General features: G+C 62.1%; 7 protein-coding genes. 3 read left to right on the top strand and 4 right to left on the bottom strand.

Features of this window, described 5'->3' with window-relative positions:
• Nucleotides 1-21: 21 nt before the first annotated feature.
• Complete coding sequence (locus ASE36_RS06240; RefSeq protein WP_062276562.1) at nucleotides 22-1230, top strand: acetyl-CoA C-acetyltransferase; 1209 nt, start codon at nucleotides 22-24, stop codon at nucleotides 1228-1230.
• 176 nt (nucleotides 1231-1406) lie between these two features.
• Nucleotides 1407-3620 carry an FAD-dependent oxidoreductase gene (locus ASE36_RS06235; protein WP_062276560.1) on the top strand — a complete coding sequence of 738 codons (2214 nt, stop codon included), beginning with the start codon at nucleotides 1407-1409 and terminating at the stop codon, nucleotides 3618-3620.
• A 216-nt stretch (nucleotides 3621-3836) separates the two neighbouring features.
• Here ASE36_RS06235 and ASE36_RS06230 read toward each other — a convergent pair whose 3' ends face one another.
• Nucleotides 3837-4868, bottom strand: coding sequence for a glycerophosphodiester phosphodiesterase family protein (locus ASE36_RS06230; RefSeq protein WP_062276558.1), 1032 nt, complete (start codon nucleotides 4866-4868; stop codon nucleotides 3837-3839).
• 169 nt (nucleotides 4869-5037) lie between these two features.
• Between ASE36_RS06230 and ASE36_RS06225 the strand changes: the two genes are divergently transcribed.
• On the top strand, nucleotides 5038-6753 hold the full coding sequence (locus tag ASE36_RS06225) for a GH32 C-terminal domain-containing protein (protein WP_062276556.1): 1716 nt from the start codon (nucleotides 5038-5040) through the stop codon (nucleotides 6751-6753).
• Between the two features lie 28 nt (nucleotides 6754-6781).
• Here the strand turns inward: ASE36_RS06225 and ASE36_RS06220 are convergent, their stop codons facing one another.
• From ASE36_RS06220 to ASE36_RS06210, 3 genes are all read right to left on the bottom strand, one after another.
• A complete protein-coding gene (locus ASE36_RS06220; RefSeq protein ID WP_082510856.1) occupies nucleotides 6782-8242 on the bottom strand; it encodes a serine/threonine protein kinase in 1461 nt (486 codons plus the stop codon).
• Between the two features lie 36 nt (nucleotides 8243-8278).
• Nucleotides 8279-9019 carry a metallophosphoesterase family protein gene (locus tag ASE36_RS06215; RefSeq protein ID WP_062276554.1) on the bottom strand — a complete coding sequence of 247 codons (741 nt, stop codon included), beginning with the start codon at nucleotides 9017-9019 and terminating at the stop codon, nucleotides 8279-8281.
• Nucleotides 9020-9169: 150 nt separating this feature from the next.
• Nucleotides 9170-12676, bottom strand: a complete 3507-nt coding sequence (locus tag ASE36_RS06210) for a PAS domain-containing hybrid sensor histidine kinase/response regulator (RefSeq protein WP_062276552.1) — start codon at nucleotides 12674-12676, stop codon at nucleotides 9170-9172.
• Nucleotides 12677-12807 lie beyond the last annotated feature (131 nt).

Genomic DNA, 12807 nt, shown 5'->3' with positions numbered 1-12807 from the left:
TGCGCCCAAGGGAGAGAGACGATGACTGAAGTCTTCATTTACGACCACGTGCGCACGCCCCGCGGGCGCGGCAAGAAGGACGGTTCGCTGCACGAAGTGCCGACCCCGCGTCTGGCCGCCAAGACGCTGGAAGCGCTGCGCGACCGCAACGGCCTTGACACCTCGACCGTCGACGACATCATCTTCGGCTGCGTCGACCCCGTCATGGAGGCCGGCGCCGTCATCCCGAAGGCCGCCGCCTTTGAGGCCGGTTATGACTTCGCCGCCCCCGGCATCCAGATCTCACGCTTCTGCGCCTCTGGCCTCGATGCGATCAACCTCGCGGCCGGCAAGGTCAAGGCAGGCTCCGACGATATCGTCATCGCCGGTGGTGTCGAGAGCATGTCGCGCGTCGGCATGGGCATGTCGGGCGGTGCCTGGTACATGGACCCCTCGGTCAACTTCCCCGGCTATTTCATGCCGCAGGGCGTCTCGGCCGATCTGATTGCCACCAAGTATGGCTTTACCCGTGACGATGTCGACGCCTATGCCGTCGAGAGCCAGAAGCGCTCCGCCGCCTCCTGGGCTGCCGGCAACTTTGCCAAGTCCGTCATCCCGGTGAAGGATGGCAACGGCCTCGTCATTCTCGACCGCGACGAACACATGCGCCCCGGCACCGACATGCAGTCGCTTGCCAGCCTCAACCCCTCCTTCCAGATGCCCGGCGAAATGGGCGGCTTCGAAGCCGTGGCCATCCAGGCCCATCCGGAGATCGAGCGCATCAACTACATCCACCATGCCGGCAACTCCTCCGGTATCGTCGATGGTGCCGCGGCTGTTCTGGTCGGTTCCAAGGCCGGTGGTGAGGCGATGGGTCTGAAGCCCCGCGCCCGCATCCGCGCCTTCACCAATATCGGCTCCGATCCGGCCCTGATGCTCACCGGCCCGGTCGACGTGACCGAAAAGCTCCTGAAGCGCACCGGCATGAAGATCTCCGATTTCGACCTGTTCGAACTGAACGAGGCCTTCGCCGCCGTCGTCTTGCGCTTCATGCAGCATTTCAACGTCGATCATTCGAAGATGAACGTCGCCGGCGGCGCGATCGCCATGGGCCATCCGCTCGGTGCCACCGGCGCGATGATCCTCGGAACGGTGCTGGACGAGCTGGAACGCCGCGATTTGAACACCGCGCTGGTCACGCTCTGCATCGGCGCTGGCATGGGCACGGCGACGGTAATCGAGCGCGTTTGATGAGGTAGCCCCCTCATCCGCCTGCCGGCACCTTCTCCCCGCTGGGGAGAAGAGAAGTCGCCGCAGCGCTGGCCAATCCTCCTCTCCCCTCGGGGAGAGGGTGGCCGAGCGAAGCGGAGGTCGGGTGAGGGGGCGGCTCTTCGCAACATCGAATTTCAGGGAAGAGGAATCCCAACATGACCTACAAGAATTTCACCATCGAGACCGACTCAGACGGCATTGCCCTCGTCACCTGGGACATGCCGGACAAGTCGATGAACGTCTTCACAGTCGAGGTGATGGACGAGATCGAGAAGATCCTCGACGCCGTCGTGACGGATGCCGGCATCGTCGGCGTGGTCTTCACCTCGGGCAAGTGGTCCTTCTCCGGCGGTGCCGATCTCACCATGATCAAGGGCATGTTCTCCATGCTCGAAGAGGAAAAGGCCAAGGACCCGGCCGCAGCCGTTCAGAAGCTGTTTGACGCTGCCGGTCGCATGACATGGCTGTGGCGCAAGATCGAAACCTGCGGCAAGCCGTGGGTTTCCGCCATCAACGGCACCTGCATGGGTGGCGCGACCGAACTGTCGCTTGCCTGCCATGGTCGCGTGGCGTCGAACGCCAAGTCGGTCAAGATCGGCCTGCCGGAAGTCAAGGTCGGCATCTTCCCCGGCGCTGGTGGCACGCAGCGTGTGGCGCGTCTGGCCAACACGCAGGATGCCCTGCAGATGATGACCACCGGTCAGACGCTGTCGGCGGCCCGCGCCAAGGCGATGAACCTCGTGCACCAGGTCGTCGAACCGGGCGAACTGATCAACGCCGCCAAGCAGATGATCAAGGATGGTCTGAAGCCGGTCGCCCCCTGGGACGAGAAGGGCTTCAAGGTTCCCGGTGGCGGCATCTGGACGCCGACGGCAGCCCAGCTTTGGCCGGCTGCTTCGGCTATTCTCCGCCGCGAAACCGCCGGCAACTATCCGGCAGCGCTTGCCATCCTGAAGAGCGTCTATGAAGGCCTGCAGGTTCCCTTCGACACGGGCCTCAGGATCGAGCAGCGTTATTTCACCGAGATCGTCCAGACCACCGAAGCCTATTCGATGATCCGCTCGCTCTTCGTCTCGATGCAGGAACTGAACAAGGGCGCCCGTCGCCCCGCTGGCCAGCCGAAGTCCGAGATCAAGAAGGTTGGCGTTGTCGGCGCCGGTTTTATGGGCGCTTCGATCGCCTATGTCACGGCCGCGGCCGGCATCAATGTCGTGCTGATCGACCGTGACATGGAAGCCGCGGCTAAGGGCAAGACCCATTCGGAAGGTCTCGTTGCCGGCGCTGTCGGTAAGGGCAAGCTCACCAAGGACGAAGGTGATAAGCTGCTCTCGCTGATCACGCCGTCCGACGACTACGGCACGCTCGCTGACGCCGATCTCGTCATCGAAGCCGTCTTCGAAGACCGCGACGTCAAAAAGGCCGTGATCGAGAAGGTCGAGGCCGTGCTACCGGAAGGCGCGATTTTCGCCTCGAACACCTCGACGCTGCCGATCACCGGCTTGGCTAAGAACTCCAAGCGTCCGGTCGATTTCATCGGCATCCACTTCTTCTCGCCGGTCGAGAAAATGATGCTGACCGAAGTCATTCTCGGCAAGGAAACCGGCGACAAGGCGCTCGCCGTGGCCCTCGATTACGTGGCCGCGATCAAGAAGACCCCGATCGTCGTCAACGACACCCGCGGCTTCTTCGTCAACCGCTGCGTCCTGCGCTATATGGCCGAGAGCTACAACATGCTCATCGAAGGCGTACCGCCCGTCATGATCGAAAATGCCGCGAAGTTCGCTGGCATGCCGGTCGGCCCGCTGGCGTTGAACGACGAAGTGGCGATCGACCTTTCCTACAAGATCCTGAAGGCGACCGTCGCCGATCTCGGCGACAAGGCCGTCGATCCGCGCCACATGGAGCTGGTCGCCCGCATGGTCGAGAAGGAAGAACGCTTCGGCCGCAAGAATGGCAAGGGCTTCTACGACTATCCGGCAAAGCCCGCCAAGAAGCACATCTGGCCGGGTCTGAAGGATCTTTATCCGCAGCAGAAGCCGGATGCCGTCAACGTCAAGACGCTCCAGGAACGCTTCCTGGCGACAATCGCACTCGAAGCCGCCCGCACCGTCGAGGAAGGCATCGTCACCGATCCGCGCGAAGCCGATGTCGGCTCGATCCTCGGCTTCGGCTTTGCGCCGTACACCGGTGGTGCGCTGTCTTACATCGACGGCATGGGTGTGAAGACCTTCGTAAGCCTCTGCGAACGCCTCGCGAAGGACTACGGTGCCCACTTCACCCCGACGCCGCTCCTCAAGGACATGGCCGCCAAGGGCGAAACATTCTACGGACGGTTTGACCCTTATGGTGAAGCCGCCAAGGCTGCGTGAGCGTAGTTTAGAGACGGTGCCACTTGCGCGAACTCCATTTCCCCCTTGGCGGGGAGAATGGAATTTCAGCTCTTAGCGCAGCTAAGTACTAGAAATTGCAAGAGAGGGGGCAGAGACGCACGAATGGAGCCCCTCTCTTGTGAAATCTGAGGTTTGGCCCTGATCGGGCCAATTCCTCGATTTCACTTTCTCCCCCGCAAGGGGGAGATGACACCGTCAATTCGTCAGTTCATACGGCTGACGCAGGCCCTGTGCGTCGAGCCAGGCGATGACCGCCTCCGGCTCGTCGGTCTGGATGATCGTCACGCCACGCTCGACGAAGAAGCCCCAGACATCCTCCGGGCGCCCGGTCTTCAAAGCGAGATAATCGCCGCGTCCACCGGCCACCATGCCTTCCGGCCGGTCGGTGATCGGGTAGGTGTTGATCCACAGATGCGTGTTGTTGCGGATCGCCGCAGCCCGTGACAGCGGCGAAAGCAGCGGGCCGCCATCGGGCGTGAGCGGCAGGCTAGCGTCGCGGTGCCAGTGGATCAGTTCGGCAGCCGGTGTGCCAAGCGCCGATTGTGTCCGATCGACAAAGGCGGGCTCGGTTACCGCGTCGTCGGCCAGGATCGGCATGAATGCGATATCGGGACCGATGGCGCGGCGGATGTCGCGGGCAAGCTGCAGCCGCTCCGGGTTCCAGATTGCCATCTTCAGGAGCACGCCATTCGTCATGTCGAGCCGACGCGCAAGGTCGGCGACCTCGACCAGAGCCTCGGGCTCCAGCTTGTTGTCGATGTTGATCATGATCCGGCCGCGCGCATGCAGCATGGCCTCTTCCAGCGTGAAGACATGTTCGTCGGTGACTTCGCGCACACCTTCGACGATCAGGCGACAGGTCCTCAAGTCCGCGAGATCCCGCTCGGCAACCTTGCCCTGGCAGGTTGTCGTGCGATCCAGCGTTTCGTCATGCATGATCACCAGTGCGCCATCGCGGCTGCGGCGAACGTCGAGTTCGACCATTTCGACGCCGATCGCAGAGGCATGGTCGATGGCAGCGAAGGAGTTTTCCGCCCGCATCGGTTTGCCGTTCTGCTTCCAGCCGGCCCGATGCGCCACCACCATCACATGATCGCGGTAGAGGTTGGCATGGGTCAGCCGGTCGTGGATCAAGGCTGCATGCATCGGAGCCGGGATCCGCGCCAGACTCGCGGCGGCTGCAACAAGCGCAAAGAACAGGCTGACGAAAAGCATGGCAAGGCGCATGGCGGGTCTCCCTCGTCCGTGGATCGCGTCCTGCGGCGATAGGTGCTTCGCGTGAAACAGCCATGACGTTTTTCTGAAACCTCTGTGACGGTGCCTGAGGGAACAGGGAACCATGATGGTCCGTTGAATGCTGATATGGGCAGTCGGGCATGAGCGGCAGGAGACAAGCATGACGATATCGCACGCAATTCCGGAAGGTCACCGAACCATCGATGTGGATCTCCCGGTCAATGCCATGCTGCATCTGTGGCTGAAGGCGGTCACACCGGCCGAGCCCGGATCCGTGTCCCTCTACAGCGTCAATGGCAAGTTCGGCGAGGTTCAGGCGGTCAATGCCGAGGAAAACTCCTTCCGCATCTACCATGTCTTCGGCGGCGGCACCGTGACGCTCGCTTACGATACGGCGGTCACCTCTGTCTCAGTGGCCTATTGGTTCACCCCGTCCGACGTCCTGGAAACGGGCATCACCGTCATCCACACAAATCCAGCCAACGAGCCACCCGACTTGCCGAATGGCTATCACTTCCGCCCGCCCTTCGGCTGGATGAATGATCCAAACGGCTTTGGTCGCTTTGGCGGACGCCCGCATCTGTTTTACCAGCATTACTCGCATGGCCGTATCTGGAACAATATGCACTGGGGCCACGCTGTCTCGCCCGACTACCTGCGCTGGCGCCATCTGCCGGTCTTCCTGTTTCCCTCGGAGGAACTGACCGTCCGGCCAGACAAGCGAGGTGGCGCCTTTTCCGGTTCCGCCATCGCTCGACCCGACGGGCCCGGTATCCGTGTCTTCTTTACCGAAAAGATCGCTGACCGGATTCCGGAACAGGAAATCCAGCTGACGGCAACCTCGACCGATCTCTTTAGCGCCGGCGCCGCCGAAGTGCTCCTGCCGCGCAGGCCGGATGGCGAGGGGCTGACCTTCGATTTCCGCGATCCTTATGTCTTTCGTGGTCCCGATGGGCTCTGGAAGATGCTGCTCGGCAGCCAGAGCGCCGAGGGCGGCGTGGTGTTGCTCTACGAGACGGCAGACAACACCGCCGCAGACGGCTGGACCTATCTCGGCAAGCTTTACACCGAGACGCGTTACCAGACCTCGGCACTCGAATGCCCATGCCTTTTGCCAGTCGATGGCGATGCACGGGACCCCGCGACGCGCTGGGCGCTCATCTATGGGCTTATGAATGGCGAGGACAAGGAAACCGGGCGCCGCAACCTGACCATGATCGACATCGGCTGGTTCGATGGCCGGTCGTTCGCCAAGGAGTTCGGTCGCGAACTGGATTTCGGCACGGACAACTATGCCTTCCAGGCTTTTGTCGATGGCGGCACACCGGTCGGTATTGGCTGGCTCGGCAATTGGGCCGACACCGGTCCGACGGTTGATTTCCCCTCGGCCATGAGCCTGCCCCGCACCCTGGTTCTCGACGGCGGCGAACTGCTCACCCCGCCCATTGGTGCGGCGGAAAGCCTGAGAGCCCGGATGATAGACCGCACACGGCTGGTGGCCGGGCAATCGGTGCAATTGCCGCATGGGGCCGCCGAAGTGGTGTTCGAGCTGGGTCAGCCCGGCGCGGAATTCCGCCTGGAATTCGATCATCCGGAGATGCGCCTGGCGCTCGCCCAGCATGCCGAAGGTCTTGAGATTCTGCACGGCTTTCTCGACCGGCCGGAAGAGCCACCGGGGCCGCGTTATATCGCAAGAGCCGCAGGCGTGAGGCGCATCCGCGTCTTCCTCGACTACGGATCGCTCGAAGTCTTCGCCGATGGCGGACGTCTGGCCGGTACGAAACGCATCGCCGGCTTTGAGCCGGTAAGGGCCTTGCGGCTCATCGCCGAACAAGGGGCCGTGACACAGGCGACAGTGTGGTCGCTGCGGCTATAGGAGCATTGGCGCCCCGAGCCCTGTGCGTTTACGCGTGCCCGGCGAGATCGGCTTCGCCCTCTATGATCGAGCTTTGTTTGCCGACCGGAGCGCTCGCGCCGCGAACCCGAACAACGGTAACGGAGCATGGAGCGGAGGCTGCCACTTCACCGGAGACGCTTCCCATCAAGGAGCGCAGCGTCGAATTGGCTCGGGCACCCATGACGACGTGATCGACATTGTTGTCACGGGCGAATGTGAGGATTGCTTGAGCCGGAGAGACGGCCTCCAGCACGTGATAGGTTATATCCGCCTCGTCCGCCCCGAGCGGCGCTGCCCAATGTTTGAGGGCAGCAAGCCGCATAACGTGTTTGCTGTTCCCATCTGCGTCGAGATCGTCATCAAGCGCGATGCGGGCGATTTTCAACACGTTGACGCAGGCGATCCGGGCATGGGGCGTGTTGCGGATAATCCTTTTCGCCGTCTCCCGCAGTGCCTCGGCCAGTTCCTGGCTTGCCGCATTCAGGTCGATGGCGACCATCACGATCGGCGCGGAAGCGAGAATGGCGGCCGCCCCTTTGGGTTTGATCAACTCGATTGGATCGGGGTTCAGCATGCGCTTCACCACCTTGCGCCAGCCATCCCGGCTGGTCTTTTCCGCGCGGGCCGTGAGACGGACATCGTAAAGATTGCCGAGGTCAAGGGCGAGTTGAGCTGCCGACTGGTATCGACGCGCAGGATTGACCTCCAGGCAGCGCAGGATGATCTCCTGGCATGCCTTCGAGACCATCGGGTTGAGCTCGCGCGGCGGGGGCGGATCCCACCACAGCCGCTTCTTCAGACCATTCATACGCTGCGGATCGCCAAAGGGCCGGCGCCCGGTCGAGAAGAAATACATCAACACGCCGAGCGCAAACAGATCTGACCGGAAATCCGAGCGGACGCCCAGGATCTGCTCCGGCGCCATATAGGGCGCGGTGCCATAGGGCAGCCGAAACTCCTCGTCCATCAGATCGGGAAGCTCGAGATGGCGGGCGAGACCATAATCGACAAGCACCGCCTCGCCGGTATCGCGAAAGAGGATGTTGGACGGCTTGATGTCGAGATGGACGACTTTCTGGCGATGAAGGTCGGTAAGTGCTGTCGCGATCTTCGCAGCGGTCTCGACGACCTCTGGCTGTGAACACGGCAGTCGCTCCAGCAGGGGATAGAGCGACTTGCCCGGCAGTCGTTCTACAACGATGTAGGGTTGACGCGAAAAGTCGCCGCGCGCCACAAAGCGGGGCACGTGCGGGCCGCTGATCCGGGGAAGGATCATCAACTCCATTTCAAAGCCGACGATGGTGGCAGGGTCAGTGCCAGAGCCGATGCGCGGTACCTTCATCAGAAGGGGGCCCGCATGGTCCGGATGGGTCACTTCATAGAGCTTCGCCATGCCACCGGTATGGGCGAGCTTGCCGAGCGTGAAGCCGTCGATAACGTCGCCCTCGTCGATCCGTGTGCGTGCCATGCGATCCCCCAATTCCCGAGCCTTGCCCGACCGGCGTCAGCGTCCCCTGTAAAGCCTCAGCGCCAGACCTTCCGGCAATGATGCGGCACGGATGGCGTTTGCCGCGCCGTCTATGTCATAGGCCGTCCAGCGGAAGGAAAGCTCGCAATCCTGCGTGTCGTAAAGCGCCCAGGCTGCTGCCGGATTGCCGTCGCGGGGCTGACCGACTGAACCCATCACGGCAAGCCAGCGTCGCGGGGGACCGACGGGAATGCCGATATTGGACGACGGAACGAAGGTTGTGATCTTGCCGCCCAAGCCCTGGCCGTAAAGTGCCGGCGCATGCACATGGCCGCAGAAGCTGAGCCGCGCACTGCAACCTCTGAAATGGGCCTCGGCGTCGCTGCGGTCATGCACATAGGTAAACCGGCCTGGCGCCGAACCTTCGGCATGCACATAGAGCCGATCCTCCTCGGTGGCGGAGACCGGCAGACGTGCGAGAAATTCTCGATGCGACGGCTCAAGCGTGATGCGCGTCCAGTCGATCGCGATCCCGGCGGAGGCATTCATCGCATAGGAGGGGTCGCTGATCGCCTGGTCATGATTGCCGCGCACGGCAATAGCGCCCTCAGCAACCATGGCCATGCAGGTCTCGACGCACCACTTAGGATCGCCGCCATAGCCGACGATATCGCCGAGGATAACGAAGCGTTCCGCACCTCGAGCCCTTGCATCGGCAAGCACGGTCTCAAAGGCCTGTCGGTTGCCATGGATGTCGGACAAAACAGCGATTTTCATGCCTTCGTCAGCCCTCCCTGCTGCGTCGGGTCACCCCACCATAGTGAGCTTTGCTGCCCTCTGCTATTCTCCGGAAGGCGAAGGTAAGAGGGACGCCAGGTGTGGCGACGCACGGGACCTATGGTTCCTTTTGTCCGCAAAAGCGGCAGCCTATTCCGCCGCCGCCCTGCGTTGCGAGGAGACCTGCGTCATGAAGGCCCGGAGAGCAGCGGGGCGCACCGGCTTGTGCTGCAGCGTGATGGCGTGGCGTTCGGCTTCAGCGCGCACCTCTGCCGATCGATCGGCAGTGATGAGCAGTGCCGGCATGTCCGCCTTGGTCAGCGCGCGCAAACGCAGGATTGCCCCGATCCCGCTGCCATCGCCAAGATGGTAGTCGGCAATGACGAGATCGGGAGAGGGACTCTTCTCCAGCAGCGCATCCATTTCGGCGATCGAGCCTGCGCAACTGACCTCGCAGCCCCAGCCGGAGATCAGCAGCTGCATGCCCTCGAGGATCGTTGGTTCGTTGTCGATGCACAGCACCCGGAAGCCCTGCAGCGAGGGGGTGGCACGGCCCTCGGGCGCCAGTTTCACCACGCCGTCCGAGGCAGGCTTCGCCACGTCCATCGGCATCACCACCTTGAAAGTCGTGCCCTTGCCGGGCTTGGACGCCAGTTCCACTGGATGGTGCAGCACCCGCGCGATGCGGTCGACAATCGAGAGGCCAAGGCCGAGGCCGGACGCGGTGCGCATGCCTTCTTCAAGCCGGGCAAACTCCTTGAAAACGGTCCGGAACTTGGACGAGGGAATACCGATGCCGGAATCGGTCACCTGGATCACCACCTTGTCGCCCTGACGCCGCGCGCCGACCACGATACGACCCGCCGGTGTGTATTTGATCGCGTTCGACACCAGGTTCTGGATCAGCCGGCGCAACAGGGTCGGGTCCGACCTCACGGAGAATTTGGTCGGCATCACCACGAGCTTGAGGTTCTTCTCGCGCGCCATGGGCGCAAAGTCCGTTTCGATTTTCTGCAAAAGACCATTGAGCGGCACGGTGGAAAAACGCGGCTTCATCGCGCCGGTATCGAGCCTGGAGATGTCGAGAACCGCGCCGAGAATGCTTTCGACCGATTCCAGCGCTGAATCGATGTTCTCAACCAGAGCGCTATCTTCCGAATCTCCCAGCCGTTCGACAAGGGAAGACGAATAGAGGCGAGCCGCATTCAGCGGCTGCAGGATGTCGTGGCCGGCGGCGGCAAAGAATCGGGTCTTGCCGATATTGGCTTCATCGGCCGCTGCCCGCGCCTCGGCCAGGGCATGGTTGACCCGGGTAAGCTCTGCGGTGCGCTCACTCACCCGTTGCTCCAGCGTCTCGTTTGCCTGTTTCAGCGCCTGATCGGCCTCGACCCGGGCGGTAATGTCGCTGAACGTCGCGACCAGCCCTTGGTCGGGCATCAGGTTGCAGCGCACTTCGATGATCCTTTGGCCACCGGAAAGCACCATCTGGAACGGATGGTCGAACTGGTGAAATCCATGGATAACGGTCGCGACATCCGATGCCGCCACGTCGCCGCGTTGGGCGAGGATGGCAATCATGTCGGCAAGGGGAAAGCCGACCTGACCAACATGCTCCGGCAGATCCAGGAGAATGCGGAAACGACGGTTCCAGATGGTCAGTCGATCCGATGCGTCGAAGACGGCGATACCCTGTTCCATCTGTGCAAGCGCCGTCTGCAGCATGTCCTGATTATATTGGAGTGCTTCCGATGCCTGATCGAGTAGCCATACCGTGTCGGCAGACGGGTCCTCCGCCTTCTGCAGGATGAGCGACAAAACGAGACGGGCCGAGGACGAGCCGATTGCGCTGCCGAGAAGCTGTTCGGAGAAATGGATGAAGGCCATGTCGGCGGGGCTATCGTCCGCCAGCTTCCGACCCGCCGCCTGTTCGTAAGATCGGAAGGAACGCTCCATTCTCTCATTGCCGAGATAGCGCGCGATTGCGGCCTTCAGATCGCCGACCGCGACGCTGGTCTTCCAACCGCGCGTGGCAAAGTTGGAGCGAGGCTGTCGCTTGATGAAGATCGCCGACTGGATGCGCTCGACCGGGCGCGGATTGCGGCTGAGGGATCCGATGACGAAGGCGAGCGTGTTGACCAGCAGGCTGAAGATCGTCGCATTGACCAGCGGGTCGGCATATTGCGCCTCGAACATCGAGAGACCCGGCAGCAGAAAGCCCAGCATGCTGGACGCGATCCAGGAATGATCGGTGGCACCGAGGCTCGGCAGGAAGAGAAGATAGGCCCAGACGAGAAAACCGGTTGTCAGACCGGCGATTGCCCCTCGCGCATTGGCCCGTCTCCAGATCAAGCCGCCGAACATCGCCGGCGCGATCTGGGCGATGGCGGCGAAGGAGAGAAGGCCGATCTTGGCAAGCCCTGTCGTGTTGTCTGCCGAACGGAAATAGACATAGCCGAGAAAAAGCACGCCGAAGATGGCCGTGCGGCGGATATGCAAAAGCGTCTTGGCAAAATCCTCGCGCTGGCTCGGTCGTCCGAGCAGGCGTTGACGCAGGAAGATCGGCAGCACCATGTCATTGGAAATCATGATGGCAAGCGCGACCGAGGCAACGATGACCATCGCGGTCGCCGCAGAGAAACCGCCGATGAAGGTGATCAGGGTCACCAGCCCATTGCCCGCTTCAAGCGGCAGCGACAGCACGTAAAGATCGGCATCACCTCCGCCCCCGAACGTTAACACCCCGCCGATCGCGGCCGGCAGGACGAAGATGTTGATGGCGATCAGATAGATCGGCATCAGGATGCCGGCGAGCTTCAGCTCGCGCGGCGTGCGGTTCTCGACCACCGTCACATGGAACTGCCGTGGCAGCATGATGATGGCAAAGGCCGAAAGAAGGATCAGCAGGATCCAGCGGCTGGCGGGCGTCTGGTGTGACAGGGCCGCCATGACGGCAGGGCTTTCGGTCGCTTTCTGCCAGAGATCCGCCGGTCCGTCATAGAGCGTGAACACCACGAAAATGCCGAGCGTCCAGAATGCGACCAGCTTGACCACCGACTCCATCGCAATCGCCAGGATCAGGCCGTCCTGATGCTCTGTTGCATCCGTGTGCCGCGTACCGAAGACCACGGCGAAGCAGGCGAGGAGGAAGGCGACGATCAGCGGCAGATCGATGAAATAGAGATTGCCCGTGCCGATTCCATAGGCCGATGGGTCCATGACGGCGGCGACCGAACTGGATACGGCCTTCAGCTGGAGCGCGATATAGGGGATGATCCCGACAAGGTAGATGATCGTGACCAAGAGGCCGACAATAGGGTTCTTGCCGTAACGGGCAGCCACGAAGTCCGCGCCCGAGGTGATCTTTTCGGTCTTGGCGAGATTGATGATGCGCCGAAGGATCGGCATTCCGAGCGTATACATCAGGATGGGCCCGATATAGATCGCCATGAATTCCAGCCCGTGCTCGGCAGCAAGTCCCACGCCGCCAAAATAGGTCCAGGACGTGCAGTAGACGGCAAGGCTCAGCGCATAGACCATCGGCCGGCCACCGGCCGGAACACCGTTGATCTTCGATTTGCGGTCGCCATAGCTCGCCACCGCAAACAGGAACAGCAGATAGCCGAGCGCCGCGACAACGATGATCCAGCCAGGAAGCACGCTTTCCTCCTCATCGCACCCCTGGGGAACTCTAGGGGATGTCTGCGTATTTTGAAATCGCTCGGTGTCTTGATCTTAAGTCGAAGAGAATCCGGCGCGAAGCAAAAATCACCATTTCCGAATGAATTGAT

Source organism: Rhizobium sp. Root274, from assembly GCF_001429245.1.
In the GTDB taxonomy this organism is placed as follows: Bacteria; Pseudomonadota; Alphaproteobacteria; order Rhizobiales; family Rhizobiaceae; genus Allorhizobium.
Note: the sequence above shows the minus strand (reverse complement) of the source record. Positions and strands in the feature narration are given on the sequence as shown.